This is a genomic window from Sinimarinibacterium thermocellulolyticum (assembly GCF_040327995.1).
GTDB classification, from domain to species: domain Bacteria; phylum Pseudomonadota; class Gammaproteobacteria; order Nevskiales; family Nevskiaceae; genus Solimonas; species Solimonas thermocellulolyticum.
Window position 1 is genome coordinate 157,619 of the sequence record NZ_JBEPIJ010000002.1, and the last position, 14,909, is coordinate 172,527.

Here is a 14,909-nt window from a genome sequence, read left to right on the forward strand (position 1 = left end):
CGAGCGATGAGCGCTCCGGCCCTGCTGTGCGCGGCGATGGAGATCGCGCTCAACCGCCACCTTGGGCTGGAGCCCTCGGTGCTTGCCCAATGCGCGAGGTTGTCCGGGCGCGTGATCGAGCTGCGCACCGAAACGCCGGACTGGGCGTTCTGCCTCGAGTTCCACGCCGGTGGTGTGCGCGTCGCGCCCGAGCCGCCGCGCAAACCCGACGTGCGTGTGAGCGGGCATCCGCGGACCCTGCTGCAGCTCGCGCTCAACGCCGTACGCGAGGGCCGCGACGCCGGGATTCCGTCTGGCCTGCAGGTCGAGGGTGATGTCGAGCCGCTGCAGCGCTTCAGCCGCATGCTCGCCGAGGTCGGCTTCGACGCCGAGGAGTTCGCGGCCCGCTTTCTCGGCGACGATCTCGCCCACCGCGCGGTGCGCGGTCTCGGCAAGCTGTTGGCCTGGGGTCGGCGCAGCGCGGCGACGCTCGGCCTGGACGCTGCCGAGTACCTGCGCGAGGAAACCGGCGATCTGGCGCGGGCGGCCGATGTCGCCGACTGGAGCGCCGCGGTCGAGAAGCTGCGCGACGACGTCGCCCGCTTCGAGGCGCGCCTGCGCCGGGCCGAATCCCTGAGCCGCGCCGCATGACGCGGGCGATCAGCATCTCGCGCTGGCGTCGGCTGCTGCAGATCCGCCGCGTGGTCGCGCGCTACCGGCTGCGCGAACTACTCGATCCGGGCAAGCCGGCGCGCGATCCGCGACCGCGCGGCGAGCGCCTGCGCCTTGCGCTCGAAGAACTGGGCCCGGTGTTCATCAAGTTCGGTCAGGCCTTGTCCACGCGGCCCGATCTGGTGCCGCCGGACATCGCGGCCGAACTGGCGAAGCTGCAGGACCGCGTGCCGCCGTTTCCCGGCGCCGAGGCGCGGCGCATCATCGAGGCCGAACTGGGTCGTCCAGTCGAGACCTTGTTCGCCGCCTTCGACGACACGCCGATCGCATCGGCCTCGGTCGCGCAGGTGCACGCCGCGCGCCTGCATGCGGGCGCCGACGGCAGCCCGGGCATGGAGGTCGTGGTCAAGGTGCTGCGCCCCGGTATCGAGCGCGTGATCGCCGCCGACATCGAGCTGCTGCACACGCTCGCCGCCCTCGCGCAGCGCTTCTCGCCGACGGCGCGCCGTCTGCGGCCGCGCGAGGTGGTCGCCGAATACGAGAAGGTGATCCTCAACGAGCTCGATCTGATGCGCGAGGGCGCGAATGCCGCGCTGCTGCGGCGCAATTGGCTGGGCTCGGACTTGATCTATCACCCGCTGGTGTTCTGGGAATACACGCGCACGCGCGTGCTGGTGATGGAGCGCATCTACGGCATCTCGATTCGCGAACTGGATCGCCTGCGCGCGCTCGGCGTCGATTTCGAGGCGCTGTCGGAGCGCGGCGTCGAGATCTTCTTCAAGCAGACCTTCCGCGACAATTTCTTTCACGCGGACATGCACCCGGGCAACATCTTCGTCGACGCCAGCGATCCGAAGCATCCGCGCTATCTGGCCGTGGATTTCGGTATCGTCGGCCAGCTCACGCCGTCGGATCAGCGCTACCTCGCCGAGAACTTCTACGCTTTCTTCAACCGCGACTACCGGCGTGTCGCCGAGCTGCACGTCGAGAGCGAGTGGGTTCCGGCCGGCACCCGGGTCGAGGAGTTCGAGGCGGCGATCCGCACCGTGTGCGAGCCGATCTTCCAGCGCCCGCTCAAGGAAATCTCGTTCGGCTTCTTTTTGCTGCGCCTGTTCCAGATCGCGCGGCGCTTCGACTACCAAGTGCAGCCGCAGCTCGTGTTGCTGCAGAAGACGCTGCTGCAGATCGAGGGCCTCGGCCGCCAGCTCAACCCCGAGCTCGATCTGTGGAAGACCGCCAAGCCGATCATGGAGGACTGGATGCGCCGGCGCATCGGCGCGGCGGCGACGTTCGAACGCCTGCGCGATCAGCTTCCGCTGCTCGCCGAGGCGCTGCCGCAGGCACTGCACCGCCTCGCGCGGCCGTCACGCGACAGCCAGGTCACGCGCGCCGAGCTGCAGGCTTTGCGCGAGGAGCTGCGGCTTGCCGCTCGCCGACAGCGCCAGGCGATCATCGCATCGGGCTGCGGTCTGGGGGCGGGTCTGGTCTACCTCGCCGGTAAGGGGCCGCTGATCGCCGGTGCGCCGCTGCTGAGCTGGGGCCTTGCCGCCGCCGCGCTCGGCCTGTTGTTCAGCGCGCTGCGCCGCTGAAGATCCCCGCCGGCGGAGTGGATGCTGGTCAGCGCGGTCGAGATCCGCAGTTGCAGCGGCAGCACCGGCGGTTCGCGTTCGAGGCGGCGGATCAGCTCCGACGGCCGCACCAATTCCACGCCGAGCCGCGCAAGCTGCGGCAGGGTTTGCTCGAGCACCTCGATTGTCTCGGGATAGGGGTGGCCGATCGCCAGCGCGCCGCCGCTGCGTCGCGCCAGCGCGATCAGGCGTGCGAACTGCGCGCGCACGGCCTCCGCGCCGCGTTCATGGTCGAGGAACACGTGTCTTCGCGTCGCCGGGATGCCGTAGGCGCGCGCCAGCGGGTAGGCGAGGCTGTGGCGGCTGGTCATGCTGTCGACGAAAAAGCGTGTGCCGTGCAGGGAAAGCTGGCGCATCACCGCGTGCATCGTGCCGCGGCTCGCGGTTGCGCGGCTGCCCTGATGATTGTTGACGCCGGTGGCGTATGGCACGCTCTCGAGCAGGCGCGCGATGCGACGGCTGCGGACTTCGGCCGTCTCACCGACCCGTATCGCGAGCGGATGACCGCTGCCGGTCTCGGGCTCCATCGGCAGATGCACGAGGATTTCCTTGCCGGCGGCGTGGGCCAGCGCGGCGAGGCGCGGCGTGTGCGGGGATTCCGGCAAAAAAGCGCAGGCCACGGCACCGGGCAGCTCGACCACGCGCCGGTCCTGCTCCCAGCGGTCGCCGAGATCGTCGATGACGATGCTGATCATTGGCGCCGCCGCCGCGGGGACCGCGCCGGTCCCGATCAGCATTGCCAGCAGCATCCCCCTGAGCTGCCGACGCACGGTTTCGAGCCTAGCGCGCGGCAATCACCAGGCCCTTGAGCAGATTCAGGGCCTCGTACAGCGCGTAGTCGTTTTCGGCGAGTTCGCGCGCGGCCTTTTCCTGCTTTTCCGCGGCGGCTCGCTTCTTCTTGACCTCTTCTTGGTGCGCGGGGTCGTCGTTCTCGTTGCTCAGGCTCTTGGCCAGATCGGCCTCCGAGATCGGCGTGAACGGCTCGGGCTCGCCGTCCTCGTTGCGGGCGATGCGCAGAGGCCGGATGACGATGTCGGGTTCGATGCCCTCGGCTTGGATGGAGCGGCCCGACGGCGTGTAATAGCGCGCCGTCGTGATCTTGATCGCGCCCTCGTTGGACAACGGCAGGATGGTCTGCACCGAGCCCTTGCCGAAGCTGCGGCTGCCGACGACGATGCCGCGGCGTTGGTCCTGGATCGCGCCGGCGACGATTTCCGATGCCGAGGCCGAGCCGGCGTTGATCATCACCACGATCGGCTTGCCGTCGAGCACATCGCCAGCGGTCGCGTCGAACTCACGGCTGCCCTCGCCGTTGCGGCCGCGGATGCTGACGATCGTGCCCTTGTCGAGGAAGGCGTCGCTGACCTTGACCGCCGCATCGAGCACACCGCCGGGGTTGTTGCGCAGGTCGAGAATCAGGCCGTTGAGCGCACCTTGTGATTCCTTTTCGAGTTTGGCCAGCTCCTTTTGCAGGTTCGGCGCCGTTTCCGTGGTGAAGCTGGAAATGCGCAGATACCCCAGCCCCGGTTCGAGCAGGCGTCCCCGCACGCTGGCCACCTTGATCACCGCGCGCTCCAGGTGGAGCACCCTGGGTGCTGCCTCACCCTCACGCACCAGCGTCAGCGTGATTTTGGTGCCGGGTTCACCGCGCATGCGTTCGACCGCGTCGGACAGCGTCAGGCCCTTGACCGGCGTGTCATCGATTTTCACGATCAGATCGCCCGGCTGGATGCCGGCGCGCGCCGCCGGCGTATCGTCGATCGGCGCGACCACGCGCACGAAGCCGTCCTGCATCTGCACTTCGATCCCCAGCCCGCCGAACTTGCCGGACGTGGCGATGTTCATCTCCTTGAACTCGTCCTTGTCCAGGTACGCCGAGTGCGGGTCGAGCCCGGAGAGCATGCCGCGCACGGCATTTTCGAGCAGGGTCTTGTCGTCCACCTCCTCGACGTAGTCGGATTTGACCCGGTTGAGGATCTCGACGAAGGTCTGCAGATCCTTCACCGGCACGGTTTCGGCCGACTTGGTCTTGTCGGCGAGCACGCCGGAGGTGAGGCTCACCGAGGCGCCGATCAGGACACCGGCGGCAAGCGCCAGCGGCACGCGTTGGGTCGGAGACATGAGATAGCGGAGAACGTGAACCGGACGATCACGATAACAACTGCGAGACGGATCGGAAAGCGCGGCGGTTCACCGTGTGAGGATACCGGCGCAGATCGGATCGCGGCCGTCTGCCATCTGGCCACGCACGCGGCGCGGCGCTCCCAGGCGGGCGCGCCCCCTCAGCGCGTCAGCCACTGCCCTGGATCGACCGCCTGGGTGCCCTTGCGCAGTTCAAAATAGACGCCCGGCTGTTCGTGCCCGCCGGTCGTGCCGGCACGCGCCACGACCTGACCGGCGCGCAGGGTGTCGCCGACCTTGACCGTCGCCGACTGCGCGTGCCCGTACAGACTGTAATAGCCGCCATCGTGCTCCAGCAGCACGATCAAGCCGTAGCGGTGCAGCCAGCCGACATAAACCACGCGGCCGCGGGCGACCGCCTTGACCGGGGCGCCTTCGGCAGTGCCGATCCAATGGCCTTTCCAGGTCAGCTTGCCGCCGGCCTTGGCATCGCCGTAACGCGCGATCAGCTTGCCGCGCGCCGGCCACGGCAGCTTGCCGCGCAGCGACGGCAGCGGATTGTCGGAGTAACGGTCGCTGGACGGCGCCGGCGGCGGTAGCTCGGACAGAGTCTTTTCGACGCGCTCGATCAGCTCGCGGATCGAACGCTCTTCGCTGCGCAGGCGTTCGAGCTCGGACTTTTCGTCGACGATGCGCGCTCGCAGCTTGGCGAGCGCACGCGCACGCGCGCCGCGCGACTCGCGCAGCTCTTGGAGGGCCGCTTCCTGGCGCGACTTGAGCTCGGTCAGGCGTGCGATCTCCGCCTGCAGGCGCTCGGACACCGCTTCGAGCTCATCGACGCGGCTGCGAATGGCCTCGATCGCGCCAGCCTGCGCGCGCTGCAGGTACTCGTAGTAGACCAGCATGCGGCCGATCCGCTGCACGTCGTTCTGGTTGAGCAGCAACTGCACCTGCCCTTGGCGGCCGATGACATAGGCGGCGCGCAACTGCTGCGCCAGCGTGCGGTGGCGCTGGTCGAGCGTGCGCCGCGACGCGACGAGCTGCTGCTCGGTGTCGTGGATGCGCGCGCGTTGTGCCTCGACCTGCTGCTGCACGGAGGCGCGTTCGGCCTCGGCCGCTGCGATGCGGCGTTCGATCGATTGCAGTTCGCGTGCGAGCGCATCGCGCTGGTTCTGATCCTTCTCGATCGACTGCGCCAGCTCGTCGATGCGGCTGCGCAGCTTGTCCAGCGTAGCCTGGCGCTCGCGCAGGTCCGCGCTCGCGGCGAGGACGTCGCCGCACAGCACACACAGCAGCGTGACCACCAGGGCGGCGGGGCGGATCATGCGATAATGCTAGCAGTCCACCGTCCTTTGGCTCGCACCGGTTTTGCGGGCCGCTGGCCCGATTTCCCGATCCCGTAGCCCGCTGATGCAGCAGTTTCTCGAATTCTTCGGCAATCACCCCGGATTGTTCATCGCGCTGGGCGTCGTCGTGGCGCTGCTGATCGCCAACGAGGTGCATGGCAATCTCACCGGCGGCAAGCGCTTGACGGTGTCCGAGGCGGTGCGCCTGATCAACGATCGCGACCCGATCATCCTCGATGTGCGCACGCCGGCCGACTTCAAAAAGGGCCACCTGCTGCGGGCGCGTAACGCGCCGCTGACCAAGTTCGACGAACACCTTGGCCCCATCGCCAAGGACAAGGACAAGCCGGTGCTGGTGTATTGCGCGCTCGGCTCGAACGCCGTGACCGCGGCCGAGCGGCTGCGCAAGCTGGGGTTCGCCGAGGTGTACCCGCTGCGCGGCGGGCTCAATGCCTGGCTCGGCGCGAATCTGCCGGTGACGACGAAGTGAGCCTGTGCAGATGAAGGCGGTACGCATGTACAGCACGCGCACGTGCCCGTTCTGCGTGATGGCCCGGCGCCTGCTCTCGTCCAAGGGTGTGCAGGTCGATGAGATCGCCGTCGACGGCTGCCCAGAACGCCGCGAGGAGATGACGCGCATCACCGGACGCTACACCGTGCCCCAGATCTTCGTCGGCGATGTGCACGTCGGCGGCTGTGACGATCTTTATGCGCTCGAGCGTTGCGGGCGCCTCGACACCCTCCTCAAGGACTGACGTTGACCCCATGAGCGAAAAGCCCGAATCCAATCCGAACGCCGGCGCCGCGGCCGGCGGCACCCCGCCCCAGCGGCAGGTGCTGCTGCAGAAGATCTACTGCAAGGACGCCTCTCTCGAAGTGCCGCTGGCGCCGCAGGTGTTCACGCGCCAGTGGCAGCCGCAGGTGGATGTCCAGGTCAACACCGATGTCAAGCCGCTCGACGGCGACAACTTCCACGTCGTGCTCGCCGTGACGGTCACAGCCCGACTCGGCGACGACGTCGCGTTCCTCGCCGAGGCGCATCAGGCCGGCATTTTCCTCGTGCGCGGTTTCGCCAACGCCGAGGAACGCCAGGCGGTGCTCGCCGGCTATTGCCCGGGCCTGATCTTCCCGTTCGCGCGCGAGACCATCGCCGAACTGGTGCAGCGCGGCGGGTTCCCGCAGCTCTTGCTGCAACCGATCAACTTCGAGGCACTGTATCTGGAGCACCTCAACCGTATGCGCGCGCAACAAAAGACGGTCGCAGCGCAAGCCGCGGCGGGCGCGCCGACGCACTGAGCCGCCTTTGCGCGGCGCAGTGCTCACCGGGACGTACGCATGGCCGACTGCGCGATCGGTGTGATCGGCGCCGGTTCTTTCGGTACCGCGCTGGCCATCCACATCGCCCGCCGCGGCGCACCGACGCTGCTGTGGGGGCGCGACGCCGCGCGCGTCGCCGCGATGCAGGACGCGCGCGAGAACGCCCAGTATCTGCCCGGTTGCAGCTTCCCGGTCATGCTCACGGCGACGGCCGATCTCACGCATCTGGTGGGTGCCTGCGAGGACTTGTTGATCGCCACGCCCTCGCACGCGCTGCGGCAGACGCTGCAGACCCTGGCGCCGATGCTGCGCGAGGCTCAGGGGCTGGTCGCTGCCTGCAAGGGCTTGGAGCCGGGCAGCGGCCGGCTGGTGCACGAGGTTTTCGCAGACGTCCTCGGGTTGGATCGGCCGTTCGCGGTACTGTCGGGCCCGACCTTCGCCAAGGAGTTGGGCATCGGCTTGCCGACGGCGGTCACCATCGCCGCACGCGACGAGGCCTTCGCCGAGAAGATCGCGCTGCGCCTGCACGGCGGTGGTTTTCGTGCCTACTGGACCGACGATCTTCCCGGCGTCGAGCTCGGCGGCGCCGCCAAGAACGTCATGGCGATCGGCGTGGGCATCGCCGACGGCCTGCGGCTCGGCGCGAACACGCGCGCCGCGCTGATCACGCGCGGCATGGCCGAGATCATGCGCCTGGCCGAGGCGCTCGGCGCACGCGCCGAGACACTGATGGGGCTGTCCGGCATGGGCGATCTGGTGCTGACCTGCACCGACGACCAGTCGCGCAACCGACGCATGGGCCTGTTGCTGGCACAGAACAAGTCGGTGGCCGAGGCGATCGCCGAGATCCGCCAAGTAGTCGAAGGCGTCAAGGCCGCGCCCGAGGTCCTGCGGCTGGCGCAGCGGCATGGCGTCGAGATGCCAATCACTGCCGCCGTCGCCGCCGTGCTCGACGGGCGCATGAGCCCGGTCGAGGCGGTGCGCGCGCTGGCGACCCGGCCGGCCAAGGCCGAGAACGCCTGACGGCGACATGCTCAGCTTCGCGCGCCGTCGAAGCCGCGCTGACGCCAGACCTCGAACACGGCGACGGCCACGCTGTTCGACAGGTTGAGGCTACGGTTCCCGGGACGCATCGGCAGGTACAGGCGCTGACGCTCGGGAATCGTGTCGAGCAGATCCTGCGGCAGACCGCGTGTCTCGGGGCCGAACAGCAGCAGGTCGTCGTCACCGTAGCGCACGCTGTCGAAGCGGATGCGGCCGCGCGTGGTGAAGGCGAGCAGGCGCGCTGCCGGAAAGCATTCGAGCAAGGCAGCGAGCGAGGCATGGCGCCGGACCACGGCGAGGTCGCGATAGTCGAGTCCGGCACGACGCAGGTGACGATCCTCGAAGGCAAAGCCCAGCGGTTCGATCAGATGCAGTTCGGCGCCGGTGTTGGCGCACAGGCGCATCACGTTCCCGGTGTTGGGCGGAATCTCCGGCTGGTACAGCACGACGCGAATCATGCCGGACGCTCACTGCCGCAGGACCAGCAAACCTCGAAGGTCACCGGCGAGCACTCGCCGCAGACGCATGGCCAGCAGGCGTGCGCGTGGCGGCGGCGTTCGTATTGGCGCAACAGCTCGCGCGCGTGGGCCTCGTCGGCCTCGTCGCGCAGCGCCAGTCTCGGATAGACGTCCGCCTGCAGTTCGCCGCGCGCGCCCCAAAGCGGCGCGCCGAGCACGACGGTCTCGATGCCATGCGCCGCGAGAAAGGCGCGCAGAATCTCGGCCTCGACCGGGTCGGCGGCGGAATAGACGGGAATCATGGGCCATTGTAGGCGCATGGCCAAGTTCGTCTCGACCCGGGTTTGACACCTCCGCAGGCCCTGCCTAAGCTGCGGTAAACGCAAAAAGCGACACCGGATGCGGGGCTTACGATGAATTCCTTGAAACGATATGCAGTGGCGGCGGTGCTCGTGCTGAGTGCGTCAGCGGCCCATGCCCAGATCGACAGCGTGGACGAATCCCCGTCGGCCGCGGCCATGGCCTTCGACTTCGCCGTGGTGCGTCCCTTGGGCCTGGTGGCCACCGTCGGCGGCATCGCGCTGTTCATCGCACAACTGCCGTTTGCCCTGATCCAGGGCGAGCCGCCGAGCGAGCCGGCACGTCGCTTCGTCGTCGAACCTGCGGCCTACACCTTCAGCCGGCCGCTGGGCGAACTCGAATGAAATGACGCCGCCGGCGCGCCGATCAACGCAGGCGCGCCCCGTCGGCGTCGAGCACGCTGACCTCGCCCCAGCCGAGCGCACGAATCGGCTGTTCGATGCGCGCGAGATCGCCGACGACGACCCAAGTCAGCGCCTGCGGCTGTAACAGCCGGCGTGCCGCCTCGTTGACCGCGGCCGGCGTCAACCCGCCGATGCGATCCGCGTAGTCGTTCCAGTAATCGTCGGCGAGGCCGTGCACGAGGATCGTCGTGTACGAACCGGCGATGTCGCCCACGGTCTCGTTCTCGCCCGGCAGTGAGCGCACCAGACTGTTCCGCGCGAAGTCGATCTCCTCCTGCTGGAGCGGCGCCTTGCCGCGCACGGCTTCGAGCTCGCGGCGGATCTCGCGCATCGACTCGACGGTCTTGTCCGCCTGCACCGGCGCATAGGCGATGAACGGCCGCTGCGCCTTGGCACCGGAGATCGAGCTGAAGGCGCCGTAGCTCCAGCCTTTGGCTTCGCGCAGGTTCATGTTCAGGCGCGAGACGAAATTGCCACCGATCACCGCGTTGGCGAGCTGCATGGCGAGGTCGTCGGGGTCCGAAAGCGGCGGCGCGAGATGGGTGGCGAGGATCAAGCTCTGTTCGGCGCCGCTGCGGTTGACCAGGAACACGCGCGACGTAGCCGGCAGTTCGACGTGATCGAGCTGCTTTCGTGGCGGCGGCTCGTCGGGCGCGGACCAGGCACCAAGGCGCGATTCGAGCAGCGGCACGATTTCCTCCAGCGTGGTGTCGCCGACGACCAGCAGCGTCGAAGTGTCGGGCCGCAGCCAGCGTGCGTAAAAGCGCTTCACGTCGTCCAGCGTGATCGCGCGCACGCTGTCCTCGGTGCCGGTGCCGCTGCGCGGGTTGGCGTAGGCGTGGCCGGCACCGTAGATCAGGGCCGGATAGAGTCGCGAGGCGATGCCGTAGGGTTCGGCCTTTTCTTGCTGGATCGCGGCGAGCAGAAGCTGGCGCAGGCGCTCCAGGTCGGCTTCGGCGAAACGCGGGCGCAGCAGCACGTCGGCGAACAGGTCGAGGCTCGGCGCCAGCCGCGCCTTGAGCGCGTTGAGGTTGACGAAAGAGGTATCGAGATTCGAGCCCGCGGACAACTGCGCACCGAGTCGCTCGATGCGTGCCGAGAGCGCCAGCGCATCGTCGTCGCCGGCGCCCTCGTCGAGCATGTCCAGCGTCAGGCGCGCGGTGCCGGCCTTGATGCCGGCGTCCGCGGCGTAGCCGGCGTCGGCAATCAGCGAGACCTGCACCACCGGGGCCTCGTGACGCTCGGCGAGCACCAGCTCAAGGCCGTTCGACAGCGTCGCGCGCTGCAGCGGCGGCAGTTCGAGGTCCGGCGGCGCGCCGACCGCCGGCAGCTTGGAGCGATCGGCGCCGGTATCGGCGGTGCGATACTCGGGAAAGGGCTCGACGGTCAGCGTGAACCGGCCGTCGGCGAGCCAGTGCCGCGCGATGTCGCGCACCGCAAGCGGCGTGGCCTCGCGGACCTCGCGCAGCTCCTCGGTGTAGCGGTCCGGGGTGCCGCAGTAGACCTCGTATTGCGCGAGCACGGCCGACTTGCCGCCGAAGCCGTCGACGCGCTCCAGCCCGCGGATCGCCTGCGCGAAGGTCTTGGTGCGCACGCGCGCGAGCTCCTCCTCGGTCGGCCCATCCTGCAAGAAGCGATGCAATTCCTCGTCGATCGCGTGCTCGACCGCAGCGGCGTCGCCGCCCGGCTTGACGGTGACGTCGATCATGAACTGCGAGGCGATCTCGAAAGGACCCAAGCCGACGTTGACATCGGTGGCGATCTGGTCGCGGTAGACCAGGCGTTCGTACAGGCGGCTGTTCTTGCCGTCGCCGAGCACGCCGGCGGCGATGCCGAGGATGTTGGCCTGCGGATCGCAGAAGCCCGGCACGTTCCACACCTTGAAGATGCGCGTCTGCGGCACGCGATCCTGCAGCACCATGCGCTTTTCGCCCTGCATGCGCGGCACCCAGGCCTGGTGGCGCTGGCGCACCGGTCCGGCGGGAATGTCGCCGAAGTAGTGCATGACCTTCTCGACCACCGCGTCGGCGTCGACGTCACCGGCGATCACCAGCACGGCGTTGGCGGCGCCGTAGTGTTCGCGGAACCAGTCCTTGACGTCGTCCAGCGTGGCGGCGTTCAAATCCTCGGCGGAGCCGATCGTCGTCCACGAATACGGATGCTCGGCGGGATAGGTCGCGCGGGCGATCGTCTCCCAGACCTTGCCGTAGGGGCGGTTCTCGGCTTGGCGCTTTTCGTTGAGCACGACGGCGCGCTGTTCGTCGAGCCGGGCCTGATCGATCGCGCCGAGCAGGTGGCCCATGCGGTCGGATTCGAGCCACAGGGCGAGGTCGAGCGCATTGGTCGGCACGTTCTGGAAGTAGTTGGTACGGTCGTACCAGGTCGTGCCGTTGAGCTTGGTCGCGCCCGCGGCTTCGAGCGGGCGGAAGAACTCGTCGTTGTGGTTCTCCGAGCCGTTGAACATCAGGTGCTCGAACAGGTGGGCGAAGCCGGTGCGCCCCGGCCGTTCGTCCTTGCTGCCGACGTGGTACCAGACGTTCACGGCGACGATGGGGGCCTTGCGATCCTCATGGATCAGCAGCGTCAGGCCGTTGGGTAGCACGTGCCGCTGGTAGCTGATGCGGATGTCGGGAAACGCGTCCACGTCCGCTGCGCGTACACCGGACGCGACGAGCGCAAACGCCAAGACCGCGGTGACGGCCGCCATCCACTGCTTCATCATGAGCCCCAATCCTGTTCCTTCTTCCGCGTATTTATACGCCCATGAGTGCAAAGACGCGCGCGACCGGCAAAGGTTCCGCGGCGATCGTCGGCGAGGGCTGGCTCGCCGGCGCGCGCCGCCTGCCTTCGCCCAACTGCGATGCGCGCCCGCCGCGCGAACGCATCAGCCTGCTGGTGATCCACGGCATCTCGCTGCCGCCCGGCGTGTTCGGCGGGCCGTGGATCGATGCGCTGTTCCGCAATCGTCTCGACGCGTCGGCGCACCCGTACTTCGCCGAGATCGCCTCGCTGCGCGTGTCCGCGCATCTGCTGATCCGCCGCGACGGCCGGCTGACGCAGTACGTGCCCTTTAGCCGTCGCGCCTGGCATGCAGGGGTGTCGCGTTTCGGCGGACGCGAGCGCTGCAATGACTTCTCGATCGGCATCGAACTCGAAGGCACCGACACGCAGCCGTACACGACGCGACAGTACCGCCGCCTGGCGCGTGTGATCGCACAGATCCGCGCGCGCTACCCGGCGATCACGCCATCGAGAATCGTCGGCCACAGCGACATCGCGCCCGGACGCAAGACCGATCCGGGGCCGTCCTTCGACTGGCAGCGCCTGCACGCACTGCTCGCGTAAAGTAGCGGCATGAGCTTGATCGGCATCCTGCTCGCGCTGCTGCTGGAACGCGTGCTCGGTCAACTGCCCGGGTGGGGGCGGCCGGTGGTGTTCCTCGCGGCGATGCGCGCCCTGCATGCGCTCTCGCCGGCGCGGCTGTGGCGTTCGGTTCTGCTGCCGCCGCTCGTCGTCGCGCCGCCGGTGATCCTGACCTGGTGGGCGTTCGGCCGCATCGAAGGGCCGATCGTTTCCCTGCTGTTGTCGGCGACGGTGTTGCTGCTATGTCTGGGGCCGCGCGATCTGGCCGAAGACGTGCACGAATTGCTGCGCGCGCGCGCCGACGGCGACGAGGCACGCGCCGCCCAGCTCGCGCGCGCCCTGCAGCACGGACCCAATCCCGGCGAGACGCATCGCTCGCTGGTCGGCGCGCTGTTCGTGCAGTCGCACGAAAAACTGTTCGGCGTACTGCTGTGGTTCTTCGCATTCGGGCCGGCCGGCGCGGTGTTGTACCGGCTCGTCAGCCGCCTGCCGCGTTTCTTGGACGAAACCGCGCCGGGCTCGCCGGCGTTGCAGCTCGCAGACTGGCTGCACGCGGTGTCGGCGTGGCTGCCGGCGCGCATCACCGCACTGGTTTTCGGGCTCGCGGGCAGCCTCGACGATGCGCTCGCCGCCTGGCGTCAGCTCTGGCGTGAGCCCGAACACGGCTGGCGCACGCAGACCTGGGCCGTGCTCGCCGAAGTGCCGTCGGCGGCGCTGGGCGCCGAGGAGCAGGGCGGCGCCGTGGTGCCGGCCAGCCTCGAAGCGATGCTCGGCGAGGTGCTGCGCATGCAATGGCGGGCTTTGCTGATCATGCTGGCCGCGTTCGCGTTGACCGCGACCGGACAACTGCTCTGATGCGCTGGCTGCGTGGGCTGCTGCTGGTGCTGTGCTGTGCCGGCGCGCACGCGAGCGAGCGCATCGTCGCGCTCGCGCCGCACCTCGCAGAACTGACGTGCGCGGTCGGCGCCTGCGAACGTCTGGTCGGCGTCGTCGCCTATACCGATGCGCCGGCCCAGGCGGCGCGCCTGCCGCAGGTCGGCGATGCCTACGGCGTCAACCTCGAAGCGCTGCTGCGCCTGCAGCCCGATCTGGTGCTGGCCTGGGATGGCGGTACGCCGGCAGCCGTGATCGAGCGTCTGCGCGGACTCGGACTCGCCGTGGAGACGGTGGCGATCCGCGACCTCGATGGCATCGGCGCGGCCATGGTCCGGATCGGCGAGCGTATCGATGCGCCAGATACCGCGCGAGCGGCGGCGGACTATCGTCGGCGCCTGCACGAACTACGCGCGCGCTATCGCGACCGGCGCCGGCTGCGCGCCTTCTACCAGACCGAGACCGCACCGGCGTTCAGCATCAACCGGCGTAGTCCGATTCACGAAGCCCTGTCGCTGTGCGGCGCAAAGAACGTGTTCGCCGATCTGCCGGCGCTGGCGGCGGCCGTCAGCCTGGAGGCCGTGATCGCCGCGCGACCCGAGGTGGTCGTGCACACCCAGCAGGAAGACCAGCAGGCGATGGCGCGCTATTGGGCGCGTCTGCCGCAACTGCCGCCGTCCGATCCGCGGCGCCGCGTGGTCGTCGACGGCAACACGCTGACCCGGCAGTCGCCGCGCATGCTCGACGGCATCGCCGAGTTGTGCGAAGGGCTGGACCGCGTGCGCGCCCTGGAGCCGTTCAACGCTGCCAAGTGATCTCGCCGCCGTGATCGCGCGCGAGGTGGCGCGCGATCACGAACAGTAGATCCGACAGGCGGTTGAGGTAGCGCAGCGACGCGGCGTTGACGGTGGATACCTCGTTCGCGCGCCACAGCGCGCGCTCGGCGCGGCGTGCGATCGCGCGCGCCAGATGCGCCTGCGCGCCCAGCGGCCCACCGCCCGGCAGCACGAACTCCTTGAGTGGTGGCAGGTCGGCGTTGAAGTCGCTCAGCCAGGCATCGAGCTTGGCGACGTGTTCGTCGCCGATGACGGCGTACTCGGGCATGGCGATCTCGCCGCCGATATCGAACAGGCGATGCTGGATCTGCTGCAGTACGTCGACGAAGCGTGCGGGCGGCGACAGCGCCAGCAGCACGCCGATGGTGCTGTTGAGCTCGTCGAGATCGCCCATCGCCGCGAAGCGCACATCGGTTTTGGGCAGGCGCTCGCCGGTGGCCAGGCCCGAGGTGCCGCCATCACCGGTGCGTGTTGCGATCTTGCTGAGTCGGTGGCCCATGGTTCGTGT

The 14,909-nt window shown here is 68.8% G+C and carries 17 protein-coding genes; 10 read left to right on the forward strand and 7 right to left on the reverse strand.

Features of this window, described 5'->3' with window-relative positions; translation table 11 throughout:
- Positions 1–6 precede the first annotated feature (6 nt).
- Positions 7–630, forward strand: a complete 624-nt coding sequence (locus ABSH63_RS02555) for a ubiquinone biosynthesis accessory factor UbiJ (protein ID WP_352887175.1) — start codon at positions 7–9, stop codon at positions 628–630.
- Positions 627–2,240 (forward strand): ubiquinone biosynthesis regulatory protein kinase UbiB, encoded by a 1,614-nt coding sequence (gene ubiB / locus ABSH63_RS02560; RefSeq protein ID WP_352887176.1) that lies wholly within the window; start codon positions 627–629, stop codon positions 2,238–2,240. The genes ABSH63_RS02555 and ubiB overlap by 4 nt, the downstream gene beginning before the upstream one ends.
- On the opposite strand, the gene ABSH63_RS02565 is transcribed toward ubiB, so the two are convergent.
- The 3 genes from ABSH63_RS02565 to ABSH63_RS02575 all read right to left on the reverse strand — a co-directional run bounded on the left by ABSH63_RS02565 (position 2,138) and on the right by ABSH63_RS02575 (position 5,725).
- Complete coding sequence (locus ABSH63_RS02565) at positions 2,138–2,974, reverse strand: divergent polysaccharide deacetylase family protein (protein ID WP_352887178.1); 837 nt, start codon at positions 2,972–2,974, stop codon at positions 2,138–2,140. The genes ubiB and ABSH63_RS02565 overlap by 103 nt on opposite strands.
- Before the next feature lie 85 nt (positions 2,975–3,059).
- Entirely contained in the window at positions 3,060–4,400 is a 1,341-nt protein-coding gene (locus ABSH63_RS02570; RefSeq protein ID WP_352887180.1) for a S41 family peptidase, read from the reverse strand.
- A 161-nt stretch (positions 4,401–4,561) separates the two neighbouring features.
- Complete coding sequence (locus ABSH63_RS02575) at positions 4,562–5,725, reverse strand: murein hydrolase activator EnvC family protein (RefSeq protein ID WP_352887182.1); 1,164 nt, start codon at positions 5,723–5,725, stop codon at positions 4,562–4,564.
- A gap of 85 nt (positions 5,726–5,810) precedes the next feature.
- Between ABSH63_RS02575 and ABSH63_RS02580 the strand changes: the two genes are divergently transcribed.
- The 4 genes from ABSH63_RS02580 to ABSH63_RS02595 are packed head-to-tail and all read left to right on the forward strand — an operon-like array spanning position 5,811 to position 8,086.
- Complete coding sequence (locus ABSH63_RS02580; protein WP_352887183.1) at positions 5,811–6,236, forward strand: rhodanese-like domain-containing protein; 426 nt, start codon at positions 5,811–5,813, stop codon at positions 6,234–6,236.
- Between the two features lie 10 nt (positions 6,237–6,246).
- Positions 6,247–6,501, forward strand: a complete 255-nt coding sequence (gene grxC, locus ABSH63_RS02585) for a glutaredoxin 3 (protein ID WP_352887184.1) — start codon at positions 6,247–6,249, stop codon at positions 6,499–6,501.
- A gap of 10 nt (positions 6,502–6,511) precedes the next feature.
- Positions 6,512–7,042: a protein-export chaperone SecB gene (secB, locus tag ABSH63_RS02590; RefSeq protein ID WP_352887186.1), complete on the forward strand. Its 531-nt coding sequence runs from the start codon at positions 6,512–6,514 to the stop codon at positions 7,040–7,042.
- A 39-nt stretch (positions 7,043–7,081) separates the two neighbouring features.
- Positions 7,082–8,086, forward strand: coding sequence for an NAD(P)H-dependent glycerol-3-phosphate dehydrogenase (locus tag ABSH63_RS02595; RefSeq protein WP_352887188.1), 1,005 nt, complete (start codon positions 7,082–7,084; stop codon positions 8,084–8,086).
- A gap of 11 nt (positions 8,087–8,097) precedes the next feature.
- Here the strand turns inward: ABSH63_RS02595 and ABSH63_RS02600 are convergent, their stop codons facing one another.
- Positions 8,098–8,565, reverse strand: a complete 468-nt coding sequence (locus tag ABSH63_RS02600; protein ID WP_352887191.1) for a tRNA (cytidine(34)-2'-O)-methyltransferase — start codon at positions 8,563–8,565, stop codon at positions 8,098–8,100.
- Positions 8,562–8,867 carry a putative signal transducing protein gene (locus ABSH63_RS02605; protein WP_352887193.1) on the reverse strand — a complete coding sequence of 102 codons (306 nt, stop codon included), beginning with the start codon at positions 8,865–8,867 and terminating at the stop codon, positions 8,562–8,564. Before ABSH63_RS02605 ends, ABSH63_RS02600 begins: the two co-directional genes overlap by 4 nt.
- A 120-nt stretch (positions 8,868–8,987) precedes the next feature.
- Between ABSH63_RS02605 and ABSH63_RS02610 the strand changes: the two genes are divergently transcribed.
- Positions 8,988–9,269 (forward strand): hypothetical protein, encoded by a 282-nt coding sequence (locus ABSH63_RS02610; RefSeq protein ID WP_434223238.1) that lies wholly within the window; start codon positions 8,988–8,990, stop codon positions 9,267–9,269.
- A 22-nt stretch (positions 9,270–9,291) separates the two neighbouring features.
- Here ABSH63_RS02610 and ABSH63_RS02615 read toward each other — a convergent pair whose 3' ends face one another.
- The gene (locus ABSH63_RS02615) at positions 9,292–12,051 is read right to left on the reverse strand and encodes a M16 family metallopeptidase (protein WP_352887197.1); all 2,760 of its coding nucleotides are present in this window, start codon (positions 12,049–12,051) and stop codon (positions 9,292–9,294) included.
- A 41-nt stretch (positions 12,052–12,092) separates the two neighbouring features.
- Here ABSH63_RS02615 and ampD point away from each other — a divergent pair, with 41 nt between their 5' ends.
- The 3 genes from ampD to ABSH63_RS02630 are packed head-to-tail and all read left to right on the forward strand — an operon-like array spanning position 12,093 to position 14,380.
- A complete protein-coding gene (ampD, locus tag ABSH63_RS02620) occupies positions 12,093–12,674 on the forward strand; it encodes a 1,6-anhydro-N-acetylmuramyl-L-alanine amidase AmpD (protein ID WP_352887198.1) in 582 nt (193 codons plus the stop codon).
- A gap of 9 nt (positions 12,675–12,683) precedes the next feature.
- Complete coding sequence (gene ampE, locus ABSH63_RS02625; protein WP_352887200.1) at positions 12,684–13,547, forward strand: regulatory signaling modulator protein AmpE; 864 nt, start codon at positions 12,684–12,686, stop codon at positions 13,545–13,547.
- Positions 13,547–14,380, forward strand: a complete 834-nt coding sequence (locus tag ABSH63_RS02630; protein WP_352887201.1) for a helical backbone metal receptor — start codon at positions 13,547–13,549, stop codon at positions 14,378–14,380. The genes ampE and ABSH63_RS02630 overlap by 1 nt, the downstream gene beginning before the upstream one ends.
- Here ABSH63_RS02630 and ABSH63_RS02635 read toward each other — a convergent pair.
- Positions 14,364–14,900, reverse strand: coding sequence for a cob(I)yrinic acid a,c-diamide adenosyltransferase (locus tag ABSH63_RS02635; RefSeq protein WP_352887202.1), 537 nt, complete (start codon positions 14,898–14,900; stop codon positions 14,364–14,366). The two genes, ABSH63_RS02630 and ABSH63_RS02635, sit on opposite strands and share 17 nt — an antisense overlap.
- Positions 14,901–14,909 lie beyond the last annotated feature (9 nt).

Excerpts from the sequence above, each read along its gene's own strand:
- ABSH63_RS02555 (WP_352887175.1), top strand. The coding sequence starts at position 7 with ATGAGCGCTCCGGCCCTGCTGTGCGCGGCGATGGAGATCGCGCTCAAC.
- ubiB (WP_352887176.1), top strand. The coding sequence starts at position 627 with ATGACGCGGGCGATCAGCATCTCGCGCTGGCGTCGGCTGCTGCAGATC.
- ABSH63_RS02565 (WP_352887178.1), bottom strand. The coding sequence starts at position 2,974 with ATGATCAGCATCGTCATCGACGATCTCGGCGACCGCTGGGAGCAGGAC.
- ABSH63_RS02570 (WP_352887180.1), bottom strand. The coding sequence starts at position 4,400 with ATGTCTCCGACCCAACGCGTGCCGCTGGCGCTTGCCGCCGGTGTCCTG.
- ABSH63_RS02575 (WP_352887182.1), bottom strand. The coding sequence starts at position 5,725 with ATGATCCGCCCCGCCGCCCTGGTGGTCACGCTGCTGTGTGTGCTGTGC.
- ABSH63_RS02580 (WP_352887183.1), top strand. The coding sequence starts at position 5,811 with ATGCAGCAGTTTCTCGAATTCTTCGGCAATCACCCCGGATTGTTCATC.
- grxC (WP_352887184.1), top strand. The coding sequence starts at position 6,247 with ATGAAGGCGGTACGCATGTACAGCACGCGCACGTGCCCGTTCTGCGTG.
- secB (WP_352887186.1), top strand. The coding sequence starts at position 6,512 with ATGAGCGAAAAGCCCGAATCCAATCCGAACGCCGGCGCCGCGGCCGGC.
- ABSH63_RS02595 (WP_352887188.1), top strand. The coding sequence starts at position 7,082 with ATGGCCGACTGCGCGATCGGTGTGATCGGCGCCGGTTCTTTCGGTACC.
- ABSH63_RS02600 (WP_352887191.1), bottom strand. The coding sequence starts at position 8,565 with ATGATTCGCGTCGTGCTGTACCAGCCGGAGATTCCGCCCAACACCGGG.
- ABSH63_RS02605 (WP_352887193.1), bottom strand. The coding sequence starts at position 8,867 with ATGATTCCCGTCTATTCCGCCGCCGACCCGGTCGAGGCCGAGATTCTG.
- ABSH63_RS02615 (WP_352887197.1), bottom strand. The coding sequence starts at position 12,051 with ATGATGAAGCAGTGGATGGCGGCCGTCACCGCGGTCTTGGCGTTTGCG.
- ampD (WP_352887198.1), top strand. The coding sequence starts at position 12,093 with ATGAGTGCAAAGACGCGCGCGACCGGCAAAGGTTCCGCGGCGATCGTC.
- ampE (WP_352887200.1), top strand. The coding sequence starts at position 12,684 with ATGAGCTTGATCGGCATCCTGCTCGCGCTGCTGCTGGAACGCGTGCTC.
- ABSH63_RS02630 (WP_352887201.1), top strand. The coding sequence starts at position 13,547 with ATGCGCTGGCTGCGTGGGCTGCTGCTGGTGCTGTGCTGTGCCGGCGCG.
- ABSH63_RS02635 (WP_352887202.1), bottom strand. The coding sequence starts at position 14,900 with ATGGGCCACCGACTCAGCAAGATCGCAACACGCACCGGTGATGGCGGC.